This is a genomic window from Vreelandella azerica, assembly GCF_013112225.1.
Classification (GTDB): Bacteria; Pseudomonadota; Gammaproteobacteria; order Pseudomonadales; family Halomonadaceae; genus Vreelandella; species Vreelandella azerica.
The window spans coordinates 140,004-163,468 of sequence record NZ_JABFHI010000003.1; the positions used below are offsets into that span (position 1 = coordinate 140,004).

At 55.7% G+C, this 23,465-nt stretch carries 12 protein-coding genes and 2 pseudogenes; 10 read left to right on the forward strand and 4 right to left on the reverse strand.

Going from position 1 to position 23,465, the window contains the following annotated elements:
- The first annotated feature begins 17 nt into the window (after positions 1 to 17).
- The 3 genes from HLB35_RS08600 (at position 18) to HLB35_RS08610 (ending at position 8,315) form a co-directional block, all read left to right on the forward strand.
- A complete protein-coding gene (locus HLB35_RS08600) occupies positions 18 to 3,998 on the forward strand; it encodes a retention module-containing protein (protein ID WP_171702279.1) in 3,981 nt (1,326 codons plus the stop codon).
- Positions 3,955 to 6,318, forward strand: a complete 2,364-nt coding sequence (locus tag HLB35_RS08605; RefSeq protein ID WP_171702280.1) for a DUF5801 repeats-in-toxin domain-containing protein — start codon at positions 3,955 to 3,957, stop codon at positions 6,316 to 6,318. Before HLB35_RS08600 ends, HLB35_RS08605 begins: the two co-directional genes overlap by 44 nt.
- A 317-nt stretch (positions 6,319 to 6,635) precedes the next feature.
- Complete coding sequence (locus tag HLB35_RS08610; RefSeq protein WP_171702281.1) at positions 6,636 to 8,315, forward strand: NAD-dependent malic enzyme; 1,680 nt, start codon at positions 6,636 to 6,638, stop codon at positions 8,313 to 8,315.
- Positions 8,316 to 8,387: 72 nt separating this feature from the next.
- On the opposite strand, the gene acnA is transcribed toward HLB35_RS08610, so the two are convergent.
- Complete coding sequence (gene acnA, locus HLB35_RS08615) at positions 8,388 to 11,123, reverse strand: aconitate hydratase AcnA (RefSeq protein ID WP_171702282.1); 2,736 nt, start codon at positions 11,121 to 11,123, stop codon at positions 8,388 to 8,390.
- A gap of 323 nt (positions 11,124 to 11,446) precedes the next feature.
- Here acnA and trxB point away from each other — a divergent pair, with 323 nt between their 5' ends.
- Complete coding sequence (trxB, locus tag HLB35_RS08620) at positions 11,447 to 12,397, forward strand: thioredoxin-disulfide reductase (protein WP_171702283.1); 951 nt, start codon at positions 11,447 to 11,449, stop codon at positions 12,395 to 12,397.
- 19 nt (positions 12,398 to 12,416) lie between these two features.
- On the opposite strand, the gene HLB35_RS08625 is transcribed toward trxB, so the two are convergent.
- A complete protein-coding gene (locus tag HLB35_RS08625; protein ID WP_171702477.1) occupies positions 12,417 to 12,929 on the reverse strand; it encodes a GspH/FimT family pseudopilin in 513 nt (170 codons plus the stop codon).
- 135 nt (positions 12,930 to 13,064) lie between these two features.
- Positions 13,065 to 13,388, reverse strand: coding sequence for a PP0621 family protein (locus tag HLB35_RS08630; RefSeq protein ID WP_171702284.1), 324 nt, complete (start codon positions 13,386 to 13,388; stop codon positions 13,065 to 13,067).
- Between the two features lie 113 nt (positions 13,389 to 13,501).
- Here HLB35_RS08630 and HLB35_RS08635 point away from each other — a divergent pair.
- Positions 13,502 to 15,135, forward strand: a pseudogene (locus HLB35_RS08635) (NAD+ synthase).
- A 131-nt stretch (positions 15,136 to 15,266) separates the two neighbouring features.
- On the opposite strand, the pseudogene HLB35_RS08640 reads toward HLB35_RS08635, so the two are convergent.
- Positions 15,267 to 16,006, reverse strand: a pseudogene (locus HLB35_RS08640) (outer membrane protein assembly factor BamD).
- 204 nt (positions 16,007 to 16,210) lie between these two features.
- On the opposite strand from HLB35_RS08640, the gene rluD reads away from it, so the two are divergent.
- From rluD to ilvN, 5 genes are all read left to right on the forward strand, one after another.
- Entirely contained in the window at positions 16,211 to 17,170 is a 960-nt protein-coding gene (gene rluD / locus HLB35_RS08645; protein ID WP_171702285.1) for a 23S rRNA pseudouridine(1911/1915/1917) synthase RluD, read from the forward strand.
- A 9-nt stretch (positions 17,171 to 17,179) separates the two neighbouring features.
- Positions 17,180 to 17,935: a peptidoglycan editing factor PgeF gene (gene pgeF, locus HLB35_RS08650; protein ID WP_171702286.1), complete on the forward strand. Its 756-nt coding sequence runs from the start codon at positions 17,180 to 17,182 to the stop codon at positions 17,933 to 17,935.
- A 116-nt stretch (positions 17,936 to 18,051) separates the two neighbouring features.
- Positions 18,052 to 20,655, forward strand: coding sequence for an ATP-dependent chaperone ClpB (gene clpB / locus HLB35_RS08655; protein ID WP_171702287.1), 2,604 nt, complete (start codon positions 18,052 to 18,054; stop codon positions 20,653 to 20,655).
- 488 nt (positions 20,656 to 21,143) lie between these two features.
- Positions 21,144 to 22,868 carry an acetolactate synthase 3 large subunit gene (locus HLB35_RS08660; RefSeq protein WP_171702288.1) on the forward strand — a complete coding sequence of 575 codons (1,725 nt, stop codon included), beginning with the start codon at positions 21,144 to 21,146 and terminating at the stop codon, positions 22,866 to 22,868.
- Positions 22,868 to 23,359: an acetolactate synthase small subunit gene (ilvN, locus tag HLB35_RS08665; RefSeq protein WP_171702289.1), complete on the forward strand. Its 492-nt coding sequence runs from the start codon at positions 22,868 to 22,870 to the stop codon at positions 23,357 to 23,359. Before HLB35_RS08660 ends, ilvN begins: the two co-directional genes overlap by 1 nt.
- The last annotated feature ends 106 nt before the right edge of the window (positions 23,360 to 23,465 follow it).

Here is a 23,465-nt window from a genome sequence, read left to right on the forward strand (position 1 = left end):
AAATATAGGGCTATATTATGCAAATTGTTACTATAGTTAACATTGTGGGTCGGGCATTTTCGCGTGATGAAAACGGTAACCTGCGCGAGCTTAGCGTAGGCGATAGGTTGCAGGAAGGTGATGTTCTGATCACCGCACCGATGAGTGAGGTCAAGGTTGATTTTAATGATGGTCTATCGCCTGCAGTCATTGGTGGGGATGAGAAAGTCGCCATAAATGATGAGATTGACGCGGACAACGCTGCTAGTGATGATGAGTTTGCCACTCAGGATGATGAGCTGGAAGCGATTCTTGCCGTCCTGGAAGATGAAGAGGGCGATATTCTTGAGCTGCTTGAAGCCACTGCAGCCGGTAGTGGTGAAGTAGGTGGTGGAGGTGGAATCTCCTTTGTAAGACTCGCACGCATCACCGAGTCTATTGAAGGTGTGGAATATGCATTTGATACAGGTAGAGATAATGAGCTGACAGCACCTGAGTTTTCGGCTTTTTTGACGCCAGCTAAAATCGTAAAATTGATTGACGTTGTATTGGAGGCCCCTAGCAAGGATGCATACGACGAGGATGAAATTGCCGATGGCATCAAGGCAAATGTCAGCCTGGGAGGAGATGTCAAGGTTGGCGACGATCTTGTTATTGTCGATGGTAAAGACAATATCTTGTTTGAAGGCCCAGTTTCTCAAGAGATGTTGGATGATGGTCTGTCGGTCACCGTCACAGACATAGATAACGATGATACCTCTGTGAGCGTGACTGCCACGGTTTCTGACCCTGAAGGAAATAGCGCCACTGATCGTGACGATGGCAGGATTGATACTTCACCAGCCGAGCAGGAAGCTCCAGCGCTCAGTGTGGGCGATGCCGGCACCATTAACGAAGGCGACACCGCCACCTTTGATGTCAGCCTGAGCAACCCGGTGGATAACGCCACCACCCTGACCTTTGAACTGGACGGCGAGATTGATGCCGATGACGTGGGCACCCCCACGGCCAGCATTGATGGCACGGTCGTCACGGTGACCGATAACGGTAACGGCACCTTCAATCTGGACGTACCCGCGGGTACCACCGATGGCATCATGATCAGCGTGCCAACCATCGATGACGATGTGTTTGAAGGGCCGGAAGATTTTACTCTGACCGCCACTCTCACTGGCGAGACCGCCGCGGGCAATGCCCTGCCGGATGGCATTACCGACAGCGGCAACGCCACCATCGTGGATGACGGCAGCGGCACCCCGGAAGACCCCGATGAAGAGCCGGATGACGATACCCCAGCGCTCAGTGTGGGCGATGCCGGCACCATTAACGAAGGCGACACCGCCACCTTTGATGTCAGCCTGAGCAACCCGGTGGATAACGCCACCACCCTGACCTTTGAACTGGACGGCGAGATTGATGCCGATGACGTGGGCACCCCCACGGCCAGCATTGATGGCACGGACGTCACGGTGACCGACAACGGTAACGGCACCTTCAGCCTGGACGTACCCGCGGGTACCACCGATGGCATCGTGATCAACGTGTCAACCATCGATGACGATGTGTTTGAAGGGCCGGAAGATTTTACTCTGACCGCCACTCTCACTGGCGAGACCGCCGCGGGCAATGCCCTGCCGGATGGCATTACCGACAGTGGCAACGCCACCATCGTGGATGACGGCAGCGGCACCCCGGAAGACCCCGATGAAGAGCCGGATGACGATACCCCAGCGCTCAGTGTGGGCGATGCCGGCACCATCAACGAAGGCGATGCCGGCACCTTCGAGGTCAGCCTGAGCAACCCGGTGGATAACGCCACCACCCTGACCTTTGAACTGGACGGCGAGATTGATGCCGATGACGTGGGCACCCCCACGGCCAGCATTGATGGCACGGACGTCACGGTGACCGACAACGGTAACGGCACCTTCAGCCTGGACGTACCCGCGGGTACCACCGATGGCATCATGATCAGCGTGCCAACTATCGATGACGATGTGTTTGAAGGGCCGGAAGACTTCACCCTGACCGCCACTCTCACTGGTGAGATTGAAAGTGGCACCGTATTGCCAGAAGGCATCACCGACACCGGCAACGCTACGATTGTTGATGACGGCAGCGGCACGCCAGATGACCCCGAGGAAGATCCGGATAACGATATTCCAGTACTCAGCGTCGCCGATGCCGGCACCATCAACGAAGGCGATGCCGGCACCTTCGAGGTCAGCCTGAGCAACCCGGTGGATAACGCCACCACCCTGACCTTTGAGTTGGACGGCGAGATTGACAGCGACGATATTGGCACCCCCACCGCCAGTATTGGCGGCACGGACGTCACGATCACTGACAACGGTAACGGCACCTTCAGCCTGGACGTGCCCGCGGGTACCACCGACGGCATCGTGATCAGCGTGCCAACCATCGATGACGATGTGTTTGAAGGGCCGGAAGACTTTACCCTGACCGCCACTCTCACTGGCGAGACCGCCGCGGGCAATGCCCTGCCGGATGGCATTACCGACAGTGGCAACGCCACCATTGTTGATGAAAATCCGATTATTGAAGTCATAACAACGACGAGCGACCTGTCGTTAATTACCAGTGATGCTGAGCTTGTCGATCAGGACAGTGTTCGCCTGAGCGATATTTTCAGCTATAGAGAGACAAATTATGGAGAAGATGGCGTACAGGCCACCGCTTCATGGAGCTACTCTCTAGAATTGGTAGAGAATGCCACTACTGGCCTGACAAGTGACGACAGCCCCATTAGCCTAGTCGAGGAGGGAGGCAGTGGCGATATCGTCGGTACTGCTGAAGAGGATGAAGTGTTTCGCCTCAGCCTAACTGAAGATGACGATGGCAATGCAATAATTAAGTTGACTCAGAGTGGTGCCATCGACCATGTCACTGAAGGTACAAGTGGTGCGGATGTTGACCAACTACTGCTCGAAAGCAGTGTGATTAACTTGCAGGGTGCGGTGACAGTTGAATATGACAACGGCTACACCACCAGTAAAAGTGAAAGCATTGATCTGGGGGAACGCGTTGGCTTCAATGATGATGTGCCAACGGTGACAGCGTCAGACGTTGAGCTGGATATTCCACTGACCACTCTAGACAGCGAAACCCTCGCGGGGACCTCGCAGGCCAGTGGTAGCGCAGCGGCGGCGTTTGAATCAGCCGTTATGGCCGAGTACGGTGCCGACGGTGCGGGCAGCACCGTGGTCGATAACTATACCCTGACGCTGGACACCACCGCTGATACCAGCGCCATCACCAGCCGAGGCGCGCCGGTGGTATTCAGCCTTGATGGTGGTGTCATTACCGGCACCGTGGACGATGGCAGCACGGAAGTGCTGCGTATAGAGGTCGATGTGACCAGTGGTACACTCACCGTGACCCAGTCGGCGCCGCTGGATCACCCGGAACCGGGCATGGATACCCTCAGCCTGCCTGCCGGCCTGGTGAGTCTCCGTGCGGATGTCACGGTCACCGACCAGGATGGTGATACCGCCAGCGATCGCCTGGCAGCCGATCTGGGTAGCGTGGTCGAGGTGGTCGATGATATCCCGGAGGTCACGCTGCGGCGTGTTGATCTGGAGGAGCTGACGTTGACCACCCTGGACAGCGAAACCCTCGCGGGGACCTCGCAGGCCAGTGGTAGCGCAGCGGCGGCGTTTGAATCAGCCGTTACGGCCGAGTACGGCGCCGACGGTGCGGGCAGCACCGTGGTCGATAACTATACCCTGACGCTGGACACCACTGCTGATACCAGCGCCATCACCAGCCGAGGCGCGCCGGTGGTATTCAGCCTTGATGGTGGTGTCATTACCGGCACCGTGGACGATGGCAGCACGGAAGTGCTGCGTATAGAGGTCGATGTGACCAGTGGTACACTCACCGTGACCCAGTCGGCGCCGCTGGATCACCCGGAACCGGGCATGGATACCCTCAGCCTGCCTGCCTGCCGGCCTGGTGAGTCTCCGTGCGGATGTCACGGTCACCGACCAGGATGGTGATACCGCCAGCGATCGCCTGGCGGCCGATCTGGGTAGCGTGGTCGAGGTGGTCGATGATATCCCGGAGGTCACGCTGCAGCGTGTTGATCTGGAGGGGCTGACGCTGACCACCCTGGACAGCGAAACCCTCGCGGGGACCTCGCAGGCCAGTGGTAGCGCAGCGGCGGCGTTTGAAGCAGCCGTTATGGCCGAGTACGGCGCCGACGGTGCGGGCAGCACCGTGGTCGATAACTATACCCTGACGCTGGACACCACTGCTGATACCAGCGCCATCACCAGCCGAGGCGCGCCGGTGGTATTCAGCCTTGATAATGGTGTCATTACCGGCACCGTGGACGATGGCAGCACGGAAGTGCTGCGTATAGAGGTTGATGTGACCAGTGGTACGCTCACCGTGATCCAGTCGGCGCCGCTGGATCACCCGGAACCGGGCATGGATACCCTCAGCCTGCCTGCCGGCCTGGTGAGTCTCCGTGCGGATGTCACGGTCACCGACCAGGATGGTGATACCGCCAGCGATCGCCTGGCAGCCGATCTGGGTAGCGTGGTCGAGGTGGTCGATGATATCCCGGAGGTCACGCTGCGGCGTGTTGATCTGGAGGAGCTGACGTTGACCACCCTGGACAGCGAAACCCTCGCGGGGACCTCGCAGGCCAGTGGTAGCGCAGCGGCGGCGTTTGAAGCAGCCGTTACGGCCGAGTACGGCGCCGACGGTGCGGGCAGTACCGTGGTCGATAACTATACCCTGACGCTGGACACCACCGCTGATACCAGCGCCATCACCAGCCGAGGCGCGCCGGTGGTATTCAGCCTTGATGGTGGTGTCATTACCGGCACCGTGGACGATGGCAGCACGGAAGTGCTGCGTATAGAGGTCGATGTGACCAGTGGTACGCTCACCGTGACCCAGTCGGCGCCGCTGGATCACCCGGAACCGGGCATGGATACCCTCAGCCTGCCTGCCGGCCTGGTGAGTCTCCGTGCGGATGTCACGGTCACCGACCAGGATGGTGATACCGCCAGCGATCGCCTGGCAGCCGATCTGGGTAGCGTGGTCGAGGTGAAAGATGACGTACCTGTTGTTGAAATCAATGGCCAGTATCTGGATAACAATGATCTGGTAATGAAGGTTGATGAAAGATATCTGGAGGAGTCTGTCTCTGGAAACTTTGCAAACGCCTTCAATGTAGATTTTGGCGCTGACGGTGAAGCGGCTGTTAACTATACGCTCGAAATTGAAGGAGATGGAAGCACTGACCTGGTCGCGACACTGAGTGGCGAAGAGGTTCAGCTAATGACCACTCCGGATGGCAATATTGAAGGACGCACTCTTGATAGTAACGAACTTGTGCTGACCGTAGAGGTTGATGAAAACGCGGAAGTAACGTTCACTCAATTCTTAGCTCTTCAACACCCGGTTGGAGGTGGCTCAAATAACACTTTGACACTTCCAAATGGCATTACATTGAATGCAACAGCGATAGATAGTGATGGCGACAGTACTACAGAAGGAATAAGCCTTGGGCAATATCTGCAAGTGCGTGATGACGGTCCTATGATCATGATTGACAGCCGGGATCTCCCCCTCGCTGAAGCGAGCCTCGAAGAAGAAGGTGTTGCGGATTTTTCACGTGCTTTTGTCACCGGGTTTGGTTCTGATGGTGAGGGTGGTATCAGCTATGAACTGGCTATTGGTGGTGAACCTAACCTGACCGATGCCGAGACTGGTCAGGCAATCCTATTGAGCCTGGTTGATGGCAGGGTTGAAGGCCGCACAGAGAGAGATAGCGAACTGGCCTTTGAGGCAAGCGTAGATGACCAGGGGGTTGTGACACTTGCCCAATACCGCAGCGTTATTGAGATCAATGACGATAAAGACAATCAGATAAACCTCCTGGATCAGGCAATAAAACTCAATGCCACGGCTGAAGATGGCGATGGTGACAGCTTGACTGGTGTTCTGAACATTGGTGCCAATCTTGTCTTTGCAGAAGGCAGCAGTGCTGGGACCAATCAGGGAGTTTTTTCTTTCAACAGGTTGCTGGCCAAAGAAGAGCCTTTGCTCGCTATCAATGACGAGGCCAATGAGGAAAGCCTGGCTATTGAAAATGACGCTGATGAAGCGACACAGCCGGCCAATGCCACTAGCTTGAATGCTAACGAACTGCTAGTAGACGATGAGGAGGCGCTTTTCACAGAAGAAGATCGTACGTCCGGCACGCGGCAGGCCAAGGAGCCCGAAAGTTCGCTGGCTACCCCAGCTTATGCTGCCAATGCACATGAAGATTTGGACACCTCCAATAACTCCATCGATCAATAAAGCGACACCGCTGATCGTCTGATCCTTTCCCGCTTGGCTATGTCAGGCGGGAACCTGCTATTAGCGCCAACAAGCCACTTCCCTTCAGCTCAATGTGTCAGCTTGGTTCAAAACCTGGTTGTGTCATTGTGTATCTTGCTAACGTGGCCACTCCCCCTACTTTTGTCACCTAAGCATGTTACATTAGCTTTAAATCGCAGTAAGTGACGGATTTTACTGCATTGCACAAACTTTTGTCGTTTTCATACTGTGTCATTAAAGCCATAACGACAGAGCTAAAAAAACAAGCTTGCCATGTGAAGATAGCGAGAAAGCCTATGACGACGTCTAACAAACGCCCCCTGTATATTCCTTATGCTGGCCCGTCCTTGCTGGAAATGCCCTTGCTTAATAAAGGCAGCGCTTTCAGTCGGGAGGAACGCCTGTCGTTCAATCTGATTGGTTTGTTGCCACAGAAAGTGGAGACCATTGATGAGCAGCTGGCTCGCGCTTATCGCCAGTACCAGCAGTGCAACAGTGATCTGGAGCGGCATATCCATCTTCGCGCGATACAGGATGATAACGAAACCCTGTACTTCCGGCTGGTGTCCGAGCATCTGGAGGAAATGCTGCCGATTATTTATACCCCAACGGTGGGTAAGGCGTGTCAGGAGTTCTCGAATATTTACCGTAATCATCGCGGGCTGTTTATCAGCTATCCAGACCGCGAGCACATGGATGATATTCTGCGTAGCGCCACCAAGGATAACGTCAAGGTCATAGTAGTGACAGACGGCGAGCGGATTCTTGGCCTGGGGGATCAGGGCATTGGGGGAATGGGGATTCCCATCGGCAAGCTGGCACTGTACACCGCCTGTGGGGGGATCAGCCCCGCCTACACGTTACCGATCATGCTGGATGTAGGTACCAATAATCAGTCGTTGCTGGAGAACCCCATGTACATGGGGTGGCGTCATCCACGGGTCAGCCAGGAAGAATACGATGCTTTTATGGCAGAGTTTATTAGTGCGGTAAAACGTCGTTGGCCGAACGTGCTGCTGCAGTTTGAGGATTTTGCCCAGGCAAACGCCGTCCCTCTGCTGGAGCGTTACAGAGACGAGCTTTGCTGCTTCAATGACGATGTTCAGGGCACGGCTTCGGTCGTCGTAGGCACCCTGATGGCAGCCTGTCAGGCGCGCCAGGAAACCATTGCGAAGCAGCGGGTGGTTTTTGTAGGCGGTGGCTCAGCAGGCTGTGGGATTGCCGAGCAGGTGGTGGTCTCAATGATGGCGGAAGGCTTGAGTGAATCCGAAGCCCGCGGACGTATCTTCATGATTGATCGCGAAGGTCTGATGACCAACGATCAGGAATGGCAGCGCGATTTCCAGCGTCGTCTGGCACATGATGCTGCTCTGGTAGCGGAATGGACCGGGCAGGGGCTTGAAGAAACTGTAGCGCGGGTAAAGCCCACTGTGTTGATTGGCGTGTGTGGTCAGCAGGGGATCTTTACTGAACAGGTCGTGCGCACCATGCATGCCCACTGTGAAAATCCGGTGATCATGCCGTTGTCCAATCCGACCTCGCAGGCCGAAGCGGTGCCGGAAGATATCATCCGCTGGACCGACGGTCAGGCGCTGGTGGCGACTGGTAGCCCCTTTGCGCCTGTGGTTCACAATGGCCGCAGTTACCCGATTGCCCAGTGTAACAATGCCTATATTTTCCCGGGGATTGGCCTGGGAGTGGTGGCCGCTAAAGCCAGTCGCATCACTGATGATATGCTGATGAGCGCTTCCCGTGCCCTGGCCCGTGAAGCCCCGCTGGTGAAAGACGGTAAAGGCGCCTTGCTGCCGCCGCTGTCACGGATCAGTGACATCAGTAAGTCAATAGCGTTTGAAGTGGCCGCTCAGGCCCAGCAGAATGGCGTTGCGTTGAAAACCGGTGGTACCGAGCTGCGTGAGGCGATTGAGCGCAGCTGTTGGCTGCCCAAATATCGTGCCTATCGGCGGCGTGCTTACTGATTTGTTGGGTAGTTATTCAAAAAAAAGCCCCCACCTAGGTGGGGGCGAGGCGAGCATTGGTAGGTTTCCCTATCAGGCTGCGCCAATCATCTTGCGCAGCACGTAATGAAGGATACCACCATGGCGGTAGTACGCCAGCTCATTCAGGGTATCAATACGACACTTGGCGTCAACGCTACGCTCGCCTTCGGCGTTTTTAATGATTACCTTAACGCTGCCGCCCGGGCTGAGGTCACTCAGGCCTGCGATGGAAACTTCCTCATCTCCGGTCAAACTTAGCGTTTCCCGGCTTTCACCCTCAGGGAACTGCAGCGGCACCACGCCCATGCCGATCAGGTTGGAACGGTGAATGCGTTCAAACGATTCAGCGATAACAGCGCGTACACCAAGCAAGCGTGTGCCTTTGGCGGCCCAGTCGCGCGAGGAGCCTGTGCCGTACTCCTTGCCAGCAATGACCACCAGCGGTGTGCCGGCTTCCTGATACTTCATGGCAGCATCATAAATGGCCATCTGCTCACCGCTGGGCACATGGCGGGTTTCGCCACCGACAACGCCATCGAGCATTTCATTCTTGATTCGTACGTTGGCAAAAGTGCCGCGCATCATGACTTCATGGTTACCGCGCCGTGAGCCGTAGGAGTTGAAATCCACCGGTTCAACGCCGTGTTCCTGCAGGTAGCGTCCTGCCGGGCTATCCGGCTTGATGGCCCCTGCCGGGGAAATATGGTCTGTGGTAACAGAGTCACCCAGCATGGCCAGTATACGAGCGTCTTTAACATCCTCAATGGCATCTGGTTCGCGGCCCATACCCTCAAAGAAAGGCGGATGCTGAATATAGGTGGAGGCGGGCCACTGGTAAACTTTGCTTTCCGATACCTTGATGGCTTTCCAAGTGTCGTCGCCTTCAAAGACAGCGCCGTATTCCTTGCGGAACATAGCGGTATTGACCTTCTCGACGGCGGTGGCAATTTCGGCCTGGCTCGGCCAGATATCCTTCAGGTAAACCGGATTGCCTTGCTTATCCGTGCCGAGCGGGTCTTGGGTCAGGTCACACTGAACGTTACCCGCCAGAGCGTAGGCGACCACCAAGGGCGGTGATGCCAGCCAGTTAGTTTTGACCAGCGGGTGAACCCGGCCTTCAAAGTTACGGTTACCTGATAGCACTGAGGCAACGGTCAGGTCGCCATCGGAGACCGCTTTTTCAATTTCCTCAGGCAGTGGCCCAGAGTTACCGATACAGGTGGTGCAACCATAACCGACCAGGTTAAAGCCAAGGGCATTCAGGTCATCGCTGAGGTTGGCGGCTTCCAGGTAGTCGGTCACCACCTTAGAGCCAGGCGCCAATGAAGTTTTTACCCAGGGCTGGGTGACTAGGCCTTTCTCGAGCGCCTTGCGCGCCAGTAGCCCCGCCGCCATCATCACGCTTGGGTTGGAGGTATTGGTACAGGAGGTAATCGCCGCAATCACCACAGCGCCAGGGTCAAGCTTAAAATCCTGTCCCTTAAAGGAAACGGCCTGGCTGTCAGAGTGTTCATAGCTGCGATCAACGCCAACGGCTGTCTGACCTCCTTCGGATGCTAGTTTGCCTACTGTCTGAAGCTCTTCTGCTTTGCCATCATCTTCCATTACTTTCGCAAAGGCAGCTGGCATGTTTTTCAATTCAACCCGATCCTGCGGACGTTTTGGCCCGGCCAGGCTAGCTTCAACCTCGGTCATGTCCAGATGCAGGGTGTCGGTGAAAATGGGCTCATCACCGGGTTCGCGCCATAATCCCTGAGCCTTGCTATAGGCTTCCACCAGTGCCACCTGGGCATCTTCACGGCCGGTCAGACGCAGATAGTTGAGTGTTTCGTCATCCACCGGGAAAAAGCCGCAGGTAGCGCCATATTCCGGTGCCATATTGGCGATGGTTGCACGGTCGGCCAGCGGCAGATCCTTGAGGCCGTCACCGTAGAACTCAACAAACTTGCCCACCACACCTTTTTTACGCAGCATCTCGGTGACAGTCAGCACCAGATCAGTGGCGGTGATACCTTCACGCAGTTTACCGGTCAGTTTGAAGCCAATGACTTCGGGAATCAGCATTGATACTGGCTGGCCGAGCATGGCCGCTTCGGCTTCAATACCACCAACACCCCAGCCAAGAACGCCCAAACCGTTGATCATGGTTGTGTGGGAGTCAGTACCGACGAGGGTATCAGGGTAAGCCAGAGTGGCGCCATTTTCTTCCTTGGTCCAGACGGTTTTCCCCAGGTATTCCAGGTTAACCTGGTGACAAATGCCTGTGCCCGGAGGGACAACACTGAAGTTGTCGAACGCTTTCTGGCCCCAGCGCAGGAATTCGTAACGCTCCCGGTTACGTTGCATCTCGATATCAACGTTGTCTTGGAAGGCGGCAGGGTTACCAAACTTGTCGACCATGACTGAGTGGTCAATGACCAGATCAACCGGCGACAGCGGGTTGATACAGGCAGGATCTTCACCCAGTTTCTCAACCGCTGCACGCATGGAAGCTAGGTCGACGACGCCAGGCACGCCGGTAAAATCCTGCATCAGCACACGGGCCGGGCGATAACCGATCTCGCGGCTGGACTTTCCTTCCTGCTGCCAGTCTACCAGAGCCTGCATATCTTCCGAGGAAACGCTTTCATCGTCCGCGTTGCGTAGCTGGTTTTCGAGTAGAATCTTGAGTGTTTTCGGTAAGCGGTCGATGTTGCCAAGCGTATCGGCGGCGAGTGGAAGGCTATGGTAATGATACGTATGGGAATCTATGTCAAGCGATTGTAGCGTCTCGGGAATCTTGCTCATTATGCGCTCCTTTTCATTCAATGATTCGGCTCTGGACTGTTTTACAGTGCGGCGATCTGTGCCTTTCGTCGGTACCTCAAACAGGGTTTTATAATAAAATGCAACTAATGTGCTGCAGGTGGCATGTCGTACTCAAAACATCATGTCCTTACATTAATAGCATAGATGCAAGTCAGTTGTGAGGATGTCATCCAGCGCTTTCAAGAGACGTCTGGTTATTTCATGTGGATTTTGCTTCACAACCGTTGGCGATCAGATATGTCTCAGGCAGACTGCCCATCTCATTCCTAGCAAGATAACTGTTGAAACTAAAAGGTAACTGTATGCAAACGCGTCATGAACGCTTGATTATTCTTGGCTCTGGCCCGGCAGGATACACAGCCGCCGTTTATGCGGCGCGTGCTAACCTCAAACCGCTTTTGATTACCGGGATGCAGGCGGGTGGTCAGCTGACGACGACCACGGATGTTGATAACTGGCCGGGTGATGCTGAAGGTGTGCAAGGGCCTGAGCTGATGGAACGGATGAAACAGCACGCCGAGCGTTTTAATACCGAGGTATTGTTTGACCATATTCATGAGGTCACACTAGGTGAAAAGCCGTTTACGCTCAAGGGCGACAATGGTGTATATACCTGTGATGCGCTGATTATCGCCACAGGCGCCAGCGCCCGTTATTTGGGCCTTGAGTCGGAGCAGAAATTCATGGGGCAAGGGGTTTCTGCGTGCGCAACCTGTGATGGCTTTTTCTACCGTAATCAGGAGGTTGTCGTTGTCGGCGGAGGGAATACAGCAGTAGAAGAAGCTTTGTACCTTTCCAATATTGCCTCTAAGGTCACTCTGGTTCACCGTCGTGACAGTCTGCGTGCCGAAAAAATTCTCCAGGACAAGCTGTTCGAGAAAGTAGCGTCAGGCAATATGGCCGTAGAGTGGTTCTATGAAGTTGACGAAGTGTTAGGCGACAACACCGGTGTTACCGGCGTGCGAGTTAAATCCACCCAAGATGGCTCAACCAAGGAAATTCATGCGCCGGGTCTGTTCGTTGCGATTGGTCATAGCCCAAATACCGGCATTTTTGAAGGCCAGTTGGTCATGAATGGTGGCTATATCAAGGTCAACTCCGGCCTTGACGGTAATGCCACGGCGACCAGCGTACCCGGTGTATTTGCCTGTGGTGACGTCATGGATCATATTTACCGACAGGCGATCACCTCAGCGGGTAGCGGCTGCATGGCTGCCCTGGATGCTGAGCGCTATCTGGATGGCCTGAGTTGATAGCGATAATTATGATCCTCTAAAGGCAGGCATGCGCCTGATCATCCAGGCGCAGCCTGCCATATTGGCTAAGTACCAGGGTGCTGCCGGTCTCGGCACCCGTGGGACAGATGTGAAAACGCCCGTTATAGCCTTTGCTGAACCCCATAGGATTAAACTTTACTGCTTTGCGCTGCTTTTCTCGGGTATAACTAATCGCGATAGACGGTAAAGCAGGTACAATTCGTACGATATCCTCTTGCCGAACAGCATGATACCTATCGCCAATCATCACCAGTAAATCGCCGTGCCAATCGTTCAGGCAGGTGTCGCGTGCCGGATTGGTAGCGCAGACGCTAACATGGGTCTGTTCGCTGATAGCCAGTTGGCGAGCATAAGCCAAGGTACTGTGCAGGTGATTAACCGCCGCAGTTCGTGCATTACGTTCACCAAAAGCCATGAAGCTTGGCAAGCTTAACAGTGTCAGCAAGCTGAACAGGGCGGCCACAACCAACATTTCCAGCAGCGTGAACCCTCGTGAAATGGGCTGCATATTGCGACCCTCGGCAAATAGCGCATGCAACTTTGCAATGCTTTATTTCACATTAGAAGGCGGACGTCGTTACGCTATCAGCCGATGTCGGCATTTTTTGTAAGATATCTCTTAAGTAAGTGAATTTCCATTAAATTAGCAGCGCTTCCAGGTGTCAGTGCTTGTCATCTTCTGATGAATCCTTGGGGGCGTTGATGCGTTCAGGTCGCGTTGCTCTTGCAGAAAGCGGTCGCGGTGAGCGCTGGAGCAGAACCAATGCTGCTGGTCGCGTAGTGCTTCATCTTCCGGCACGTGTACATCGCACCATTTACAGCGCACCATCTGGCCACCCTCTCGACGTTCAGGCTTATGTTCCAGCGCTTCTCGGTCAAGCTTCCACTGTCGGTACATACCGTAAAGTTTTAGGCCGGCAAAAAACAGCACGGCGAAAATAATTAAGCGAATGATCAAGAGATTCATCCTATGTGGCTCCTCAATGTTAGCGCTACCTTTGCCACAAGGTGGTGCTTGCGTGACAATAGGCATAATAAGCGCCCCTGTGATTTAACGATTCTCAAGAGATTTAAACGCCCATGCAAGACTTAACGCTGGTCATGGCTCAACTTGACCCCCTGGTAGGCGATATTCCCGGTAATGCGGCGCGTGCAATTGAAGCCGTGCGCGAGGCGCGTATAGAACATGGCGCGGATATCGTGGTCTTCCCCGAGCTGTTTTTGTCCGGCTATCCACCGGAAGACCTGCTGCTGCGACCTTCAATGGAAACGCGTCTGCGCGAGGCACGGGCAGTGATGGCCGAAAAAGTATCTCGCGATGTTCTGGTGATTATTGGTTACCCCGGCGTACGTGAAGGGGTTTGCTACAATCTGGCAGGCATTCTGTATAACGGTCAGTGGGAAGCTGAATATGCCAAGCAGGCGCTGCCCAACTATCAGGTCTTTGATGAGCAGCGCTATTTTGCCCCCGGCCAGCAAGCCTTGGTCTACGAGCACAAGGGTGCCAGGCTTGGGCTTTTGATCTGTGAGGACTTATGGGAAGGCACGCCGGTCAAAGCGGCTTGTGCGGCGGGCGCTGAGGTGCTGATCACCCTGAATGCCTCACCTTACCATCAGGACAAACCTGGCGAACGGCTGCGCTTGTTGGAGCAGCGTGCAGCTGAGGCGCAGCGCCCGATTGTCTACGTCAACACCATTGGCGGCCAGGATGAGTTGGTGTTTGACGGCGGCTCAGGCTGTGTTGATGCCAGTGGTCAGCTTAAGGTGCTGGCGCCTTATTGGCAGGCTGGCCTGATGCCCGTGCAGTTTCTTCAGCAAAGCGCCGATCAATGGGTGCCACAACCCGGCGAGATAGAAGAAGACTCAACAGCAGAAGAAAGCCTTTACTGTGCGCTGGTGACTGGGGTGCGTGATTATGTCAACAAGAGCGGTTTCAAAGGCGTGGTGATCGGCCTGTCAGGCGGCATTGACTCTGCTCTGACGCTGGCCATTGCCGTGGATGCCCTTGGCCCGCAGCGGGTTCAAGCGGTCATGATGCCTTATCACTACACGGCGGACATCTCCCGCCAAGATGCCGCCGAACAGGCTGAGTTATTGGGTGTGCATTATGAGGTCATGCCGATTGAGCCCATGGTGGAAGCCTTTATGGGCACTCTGGCCGAAAGCTTTGAGGGCACTGAGCGGGACACCACCGAGGAAAACCTGCAATCGCGCTGCCGGGGTGTGCTGCTGATGGCAATTTCCAACAAGAAAGGCCTGATGGTGCTGACCACCGGCAACAAGAGTGAAATGGCCGTGGGTTACGCCACTCTCTACGGCGACATGGTGGGGGGTATAACGCGCTTAAGGATGTCTATAAGACCTGGGTTTATCGTCTGGCACGCTGGCGTAACCGCGAATCTTTGGCCGTGCCCGAACGGGTGATCGAACGCCCACCCAGCGCTGAGTTGGCACCAGATCAGCAGGACAGCGACTCCCTGCCGGATTACGACACCCTGGATGCCATTCTGATGCGCTATATCGAAGGCGATATGAGTGCCGAAGCGATTATCGCCGCTGGCTTCGAACGAGATGATGTCTACAAGGTGGTCAAACTGGTGGATCGCTGCGAGTATAAGCGCCGTCAGGCACCGGTTGGCGTCAGGGTGACTCCCAGAGGCTTTGGGCGCGACCGTCGCTATCCCATCGTCAACGGCTGGCAGCCGGGTGAATAAACCTTATAGATAAGGAAAAACATACAGATAGCGAAAACGAAAAAAGCGCCCTTGTTCAAAGGGCGCTTTTTATTTAATGGCTGGATGTCACTGCTTCTGACATCAACCGAGGTGATCACCCACGGGTGAGATCACAGATGCTTGGGTGAGAAGCGGCTGCCGTCAAGCTGGGCATGATCCGGGTTGTTGGCGCGCAAAACGTCGAGCACTTCCTTGGCACGGTCGTCCATGCCCAGGCCCATGTAGCCTTCAATCATGGCGGCCAGGGCGTCTTCAGAAGCATTGGAGGCCGGATAGTTCTCAACCACCCAGCGGCCACGTTCAACGGCGGCCACATAGGCACCACGGCGCAGGTAATAGTCCGCTACATGCAGTTCGTGGCGAGCAAGTAGTTCGCGTAGGTAGACGATTCGCTGCTGGGCATCGGCGGCGTATTCGCTATTAGGGAAACGCTGGATCAGTTCACGGAATCGTTGTAGGCATCTCGGGTGGCGCCCACATCGCGCTTGGAAATATCAATCAGGCGCAGGCGCTCCAGGCTGAAACGTCCGGCCTGCCAGGCGGATAGCCCACGTACGTAATAGGCGTAATCCACTTCAGGGTGATCCGGGTGCAAGCGGATAAAGCGGCTGGCGGCCGCGCGGGCTTCTTCCCAGTTGCCATTTTCGTAATAGGCGTAGATCAGCTCGATCTGGGCTTGTTCGGCGTGGGCGCCGAACGGGAAGCGGGTATCCAGCGCTTCCAGGCGCTCAATCGCGGTAGGCAATATATTGCGGTCCAGTGCATCCCGGGCGCTTTCGTACAGCTCACGTTCCGCGAGCGCATCGTATTTACCTTCTTCTTCTGCAGGGTTGCTGGCACAGCCTGCCAGGAAGGCAAGACTAAGAGCGAGCGCTGCGAATCGGGTAGCGGCAGAAAAACGCGCATGGTTATCCTCGTGACAATCAGGCCGTTGACACTAAAAAGCGCTAGCGGCCATGGTAGAATAGATTTTCGTTGCCCCACTATAAATCACCTTGGCAGAAAACGCAGGCGTAAAGCGCAATGCGCAGCAGGTGATAAGAAAGGAACCGTTATGTCCCGCACTGTTGAAGCCTCCTTGCAGGTGCCAGCCTCGCTTGCTGGCAGCCGTTTAGACCAAGCGGCCGCTGAGCTGTTCAGTGATTATTCGCGCGAGCGCTTGAAAGCATGGATCAATGCGGGAGAATTAACCGTTGATGGCCATAAGGTAAAGCCTAAAACCCGTCTGCATGGTGAAGAAGTGTTAAGCTTGAGTGCCGTGCTTGAGGAAGAAGGGCGCTTTGTGGCGCAGGATATTCCGCTTGAGATTGTCTTTGAAGATGAGGACGTCATAGTGCTTAACAAGCCTGCCGGTATGGTCGTGCATCCAGCGGCAGGCAATCCGGATGGCACCCTGTTGAATGCGCTGCTTCATCATGAGCCGACGCTTGGCCAGGTACCGCGTGCCGGGATTGTTCACCGTCTGGATAAAGATACCACCGGCCTGATGATGGTGGCCAAGAACCTGCCAGCCCAGGCCAACCTTGTTCAGCAGCTGCAGGCGCGTACGGTGTCGCGCCAATATGATGCGGTGGTGATTGGTACACCGGTTTCCGGCGCCACCGTGGATGCTCCTATTGGTCGACATCCCAAGGATCGCAAGCGCCAAGCGGTGACGGCCTCCGGCAAGCCAGCGGTAACCCATTACCGGGTGGTGGAGCGTTTCCGTGCGCATACCCATGTGCGCTGCCAGCTGGAAACCGGCCGCACCCATCAGATTCGTGTGCATATGGCCCATGCCCGCTACCCTTTGATCGGTGACCCGCTCTATGGTGGCCGCCCCAAGCTGCCCCCTGGTGCTGCCGACGCGCTGAAAGACATTCTGCGCGAATTTCCCCGCCAGGCGCTGCATGCGCGCAAGCTGAGCTTTATTCATCCACGCACGGGCGACACCATGAGCTTTCGCGCTGCGCTGCCGGATGATTTACTGATGCTGCTGGACTACCTGCGTGAAGATCACGCCACTATGCGTTAAGGAGCCTGCATGAGTGATGCCATTGACCTGCGCCCATCCCTGATCACTCCGGACTGGCCGGCGCCTGCCAACGTGGGCGCCTTTGTGACCACTCGTGAGGCGGGGCCAAGTCAGGGGGATTTTGCGGCATTCAATCCTGCTGATCATGTAGGAGACAACCCGGATCATGTGGCGCTTTGCCGTCGTCTGCTTCAAAAGGAAGTTGGTGACGAGCGCCCCTTGCTGTGGCTGAATCAAACCCACGGAGCGCGGGTTCAGCAGGCGTTTCAGGCGCCACCGCCGGAAGCGGATGCGGCGCTTGCGGCCACACAGGAGTATGCCTGTGTGGTGCTCACCGCTGACTGCCTGCCGGTGATGTTCTGTGACCGTGCGGGTACCCGGGTCGCCATCGCCCATGCCGGGTGGCGAGGGCTGGCCGGTGGCGTGTTGGAGGCCACAGTGGCGGCGATGAATACGCCTGCTGAAGAGCTTCTTGTCTGGCTGGGGCCAGCGATTTCCACGGCCCAGTTCGAAGTGGGGCCTGAGGTCTACGATGCCTTTGTAGCTGTACAGCCCGAAGCAGAAGAGGCCTTTGATCACAGCCCCTACCGCATGGGCCACCGCATGGCGGATCTTTACAAGTTGGCGCGGTTGCGATTGGAGGCGCTCGGTGTGAGTAACTTCAGTGGTGGGCACTTCTGTACGGCCTGTGAATCACGCTTTTACTCCCATCGTCGCGATGAAGGACGCACCGGTCGCATGGCCAGTGTCATCTGGCTGCGTTAACAAATATTGCCGTGGCGACTTGAAAACACCCCTGCCAAGCACCATTTCCTCTCTCAAGTCAAGATAAAAGGGCCAAGCGATGCGTCCAAAAGCATCGCCATCCCGGGAGGAATATAATGCGATTCGATAAATTTACTGCAAAGTTACAAAATGCCATTGCTGATGCACAGTCATTGGCGGTAGGGCGTGGGCATAATCAGCTGGAGCCTGTGCATCTGTTGTTCACCATGTTGGACAATCGTGATACTGGCCTGAAGGCGCTGGTACAGAAAGCCGGTGGCGATGCTGCCCGCCTGCGCGATGGCCTTACTCACCAGCTTGATGACTTGCCCAAGGTCAGCCAGTTTGATGGTGAGGTTCAACCGTCGCGTGAACTGCTCAAGCTGTTTAACCTCACCGATCGTGAAGCCCAGCAGCGGGGCGATCAGTTTATTGCCTCTGAACTGGTGCTGCTGGCGGCACTGGAAATGAATCAGGCGCTGACCAAACTGCTGAAAGATGCAGGGCTGACGCGTAAAAGCCTGACTACCGCTATTGACCAGCTCCGCGGCGGTGATTCGGTTGACGACCCTAATGCTGAAGACCAGCGCGAAGCCCTGAACAAGTACACGCTGGATCTGACCCAGCATGCGCTGGACGGCAAACTCGACCCTGTGATTGGCCGCGATGATGAAATTCGTCGCACCGTGCAGGTGTTGCAGCGGCGCACCAAGAATAACCCTGTGCTGATTGGTGAGCCGGGCGTGGGCAAGACGGCGATTGTCGAAGGGCTCGCTCAGCGGATTGTTAACGGCGAGGTGCCGGAAGGTCTCAAAGACAAGCGCGTGCTCTCGCTGGATATGGGCTCACTGCTGGCCGGTGCCAAGTTTCGCGGGGAATTTGAAGAGCGCCTGAAGGCGGTGCTCAAGGAGCTTTCCCAGGAAGAAGGGCGCGTCATCCTGTTCATTGATGAGCTGCATACCATGGTGGGTGCCGGTAAGGCCGAAGGTGCCATGGATGCGGGTAACATGCTCAAACCAGCCCTTGCGCGGGGTGAGCTGCACTGCGTAGGTGCGACGACGCTGGATGAGTATCGCAAATACATTGAAAAAGACGCTGCCCTGGAACGCCGCTTCCAGAAAGTACTGGTGGATGAACCCAGTGAAGAAGATACCGTGGCGATTCTGCGTGGCCTGAAAGAACGTTACGAAGTGCACCACGGCGTCGATATCACCGATTCGGCGATCATTGCCGCTGCCAAGCTCTCGACTCGCTACATCACTGACCGCCAGCTGCCGGATAAGGCCATTGACCTGATTGATGAAGCGGCTTCGCGGATTCGTATGGAGCTGGACTCCAAGCCGGAAGAAATGGATCGCCTTGACCGTCGTCTGATTCAGCTCAAGATGGAGCGTGAGGCGCTCAAGAAAGAAACCGACGATGCCTCGAAGAAGCGCCTTGAAGCGCTGGATCAGCACATCCACGAGCTGGAGCGTGAATACGCCGATCTGGATGAAATCTGGAAGGCGGAAAAAGCCAGTATTCAGGGCGCTGCCCAATTCAAGGCCGAGCTTGAGCAGGCACGCATTGACCTTGAGCAGGCGCGCCGTCAGGGCGATCTGGGCCGGATGTCGGAAATCCAATACGGCAAGATTCCGGAACTGGAGAAAAAGATTGCCGAAAGCAATGAAGGTGAAGCGGCGGATACCGCCAGCCATCAGCTGCTGCGTTCCAACGTCACCGAGGAAGAAATTGCCGAAGTGGTCTCGCGTTGGACAGGCATTCCGGTCAACAAGATGCTGGAAGGTGAACGCGATAAACTGCTGCGTATGGAAGAAGCATTGCATGAGCGTGTCATCGGCCAGGATGAAGCTGTAGAAGCCGTAGCCAACGCGGTGCGCCGTTCCCGGGCGGGGCTGTCTGATCCGAACCGGCCAAACGGTTCCTTCCTGTTCCTCGGCCCAACCGGGGTGGGTAAGACAGAGCTTTGCAAATCCTTGGCCAACTTCCTGTTTGACACCGAAGAGGCCATGGTGCGTATCGATATGTCCGAGTTCATGGAAAAGCACTCTGTGGCTCGCCTGATTGGTGCACCGCCAGGCTATGTGGGCTATGAGGAAGGCGGTTACCTGACCGAAGCCGTGCGCCGCAAGCCCTATTCGGTATTGCTGCTGGATGAGGTCGAAAAAGCTCACCCGGATGTGTTCAACATCCTGTTGCAGGTGCTGGAAGATGGTCGTCTGACCGATGGCCAGGGGCGGACAGTGGATTTCCGCAATACCGTGATCGTCATGACATCTAATATGGGCTCGGACATCATTCAGCGCATGGGTGGCGATGTGACGGCTGACAAGGACAGTGACTACGAAGCAATGAAAAACGCGGTGATGGAAGTGGTCGGCAACCATTTCCGCCCGGAGTTGATCAACCGCATTGACGAAGTGGTGGTCTTCCATGCCCTGGGTCAGGCGCAGATTCAGGCGATTGCCGGGATCCAGCTTGAACGTCTGCAGGCGCGTCTGGCCGAGCACGATTTGCGTCTGGAACTCAGCGATGAAGCGCTGGCACAGCTTGCCGTGGTTGGCTTTGACCCGGTGTTTGGGGCGCGACCGCTCAAGCGGGCGATCCAGAGCCGGATTGAAAACCCGCTGGCGCAATCATTGCTGGCGGGCAAGTTTGCACCGGGCAGTGTGATTCGCGTCACGGCTGAAGAGGGAGCGCTGGTGTTTAACGCCGAGTAAACGGTACTTTGCACAGGGTGTTACCCTGAACGTAAATAACGCTAACCCCGCCTGGCGATTGCCCGGCGGGGTTTTTCTTTGGAGTGCTTTTGTTGAGAGCGTGATTGTTAAATAGTTATAACAAAGGGGTTCTTTTGTCGCAGAGTCAACAAAGAGTCAGGTTAATAGGTTGACAGCTTGATGCACTGATAGAATCTTGTGGATTCCTGATTTGCGGACGCGGAATCAACGGGTAACCCCCAATCCCCGCGTGAAGGGTAGGCTTTAGCCTTTACCCGCCGAAGGACTTCCGGGTTTGAGCTAACCGCTCAACCTGGCCAATGCCCCGACGCAGCGACCTGCTGCGATGAGAGTGCAGACCCTAACCGGGTCTTATTGCCAGGGTTTGGCATCAGGTGCCGGCGTAACCGGCAGCGGCATACCGCCGCACTCGACACGGCAGGCATGGGCCTGTTGATGGCACTCGAGACCTCCAGGGGAGATACACAGTGGAATTGCTTTCCGGCGCAGACATGATCGCCCGCTTCTTACAGGATGAGGGCGTTGAATATATTTATGGGTATCCCGGAGGAGCAGCGCTGCATATCTATGATGCGCTGTTCCGTCAGGATAAAGTCAAACACATTCTGGTACGTCATGAACAAGCGGCAACCCATGCCGCTGATGGTTATGCGCGTGCGGCAGGAAAACCCGGCGTAGTGCTGGTGACCTCAGGCCCTGGTGCTACCAACGCCGTGACCGGTATTGCCACCGCCTACATGGATTCGATTCCCATGGTAGTGCTATGTGGCCAGGTCATGAGCCACCTGATTGGTGATGACGCTTTCCAGGAAACCGATATCATCGGCGTTACGCGCCCGATCGTGAAGCATAGCTTCTCGATCCGGCACCCTTCGGAAATTCCTGAAGTATTGAAAAAGGCCTTCCATTTGGCCGCTACTGGCCGCCCAGGGCCGGTTGTTGTCGATATCCCCAAGGATATGACCGCTCCCACCGAGCGCTATGAGTACGTCTACCCGAAAAAGGTCAAGATGCGCTCTTACAACCCGGTGACGCGTGGCCATACCGGCCAGATCAAGAAAGCCGTCGATATGATACTCAAGGCCAAGCGCCCGGTATTCTACACGGGCGGCGGTGTGGTCACGGGCAAGGCCAGCGAAGGTTTGACCAATCTGGTCAAGCAGTTGGGCTACCCGATTACCACTACGCTGATGGGGATTGGTGCCTATCCACAGGGTGACGATCAGTGCCTGGGCTGGCTGGGCATGCATGGTTCCTATGAATCCAACATGGCCATGCACCACGCTGATCTGATCATTGCTATCGGCGCTCGCTTTGATGATCGTGTGACCAATAATACGTCCAAGTTCTGCCCAACGGCCAAGATCATCCATGTGGATGTGGACCCCAGTTCGGTGTCCAAGACGGTACGCGCTGATGTGCCTATCGTTGGACCAGCCTCAAGCGTGATCAATGAGATGATCAGCCTGGTGCAAGGCAAGGAAATTGCCAATCCGGAAGCGGTCAGTGCCTGGTGGCAGCAGATCAACGGCTGGCGCGCCGAGCGTGAAGGCAAACTTTATGAGTCCTCCAAACCGGGCGAAGTGCTCAAACCGCAGGAAGTGGTTGAAGCGCTGTGCCGAGTGACCCGCGGTGAAGCCTTTGTGACCACGGATGTCGGCCAGCACCAGATGTTTGCTGCCCAGTATTACAAGTTCGAGAAGCCCAACCGTCTGATTACCTCAGGTGGCCTGGGTACCATGGGCTTCGGTTTTCCAGCGGCCATGGGCATCAAGCAGAACTACCCGGACGATGATGTGGTATGTGTGACCGGGGAAGGCAGTTTCCAGATGATGATGCAGGAACTGTCGACCTGTAAGCAGTACGGCATCGGGGTGAAAATTGTTAACCTCAACAACGCATCTCTGGGCATGGTTCGCCAGTGGCAGGATCTGAACTACAAGTCCCGCCATGCCAATTCCTACATGGAATCGCTGCCTGACTTCCACCTGCTGATTGAGGCCTATGGCTTTACCGCCATTACCGTTAACACTCTTGATGAGCTGGATGCGGCACTGGAACGTACCTTTGCCGACAAGCACGAACTAGTGTTCCTGGACGTCAAGGTCGATCCCCATGAGCACGTTTATCCGATGCAGGTTCCGCTGGGTTCCATGCGTGACATGTTGCTGTCTAAAACGGAGCGTACCTAATGCGTCATATCATCTCGATTCTGATGGAGAACGAACCGGGTGCTCTGTCGCGTGTGGTCGGTCTGTTTTCTCAGCGTAACTTCAACATTGAAACGCTTAACGTTGCCCCGACGGAAGATCCCTCGCTATCACGCCTGACGGTAACCACTATTGGTGATGACAGAGTGATCGAGCAGATCACCAAGCACCTTAATAAGCTGATTGATGTAGTGAAGCTGGTTGACCTGACGGAAGGTAATCACATTGAGCGCGAGCTGATGCTGGTCAAGGTCAAGGCCATCGGGGCCGCTCGCGATGAGGTCAAGCGCACGGCAGATATCTTCCGTGCCCAGGTAGTGGATGTCACCCCTAACCTCTACACCGTTCAGATTACCGGTGATGCCGTCAAGCTGGATGCTTTTCTGCAGGCCATGGCGCCGATCGGTATTCTGGAAGTGGCGCGTACCGGGGTTTCCGGGATTGCCCGTGGTGACAAGGTGCTGTCGCTCTAGGCACTTGTTATGGAGAGGTGAGGCTGGCTAAGCCAAGCCCCAAGTAATAAAAACGCCCGCCCGTTCTGAACGGTGCGGGCTTTTTTATCGCTTGAGTGTCGATAGG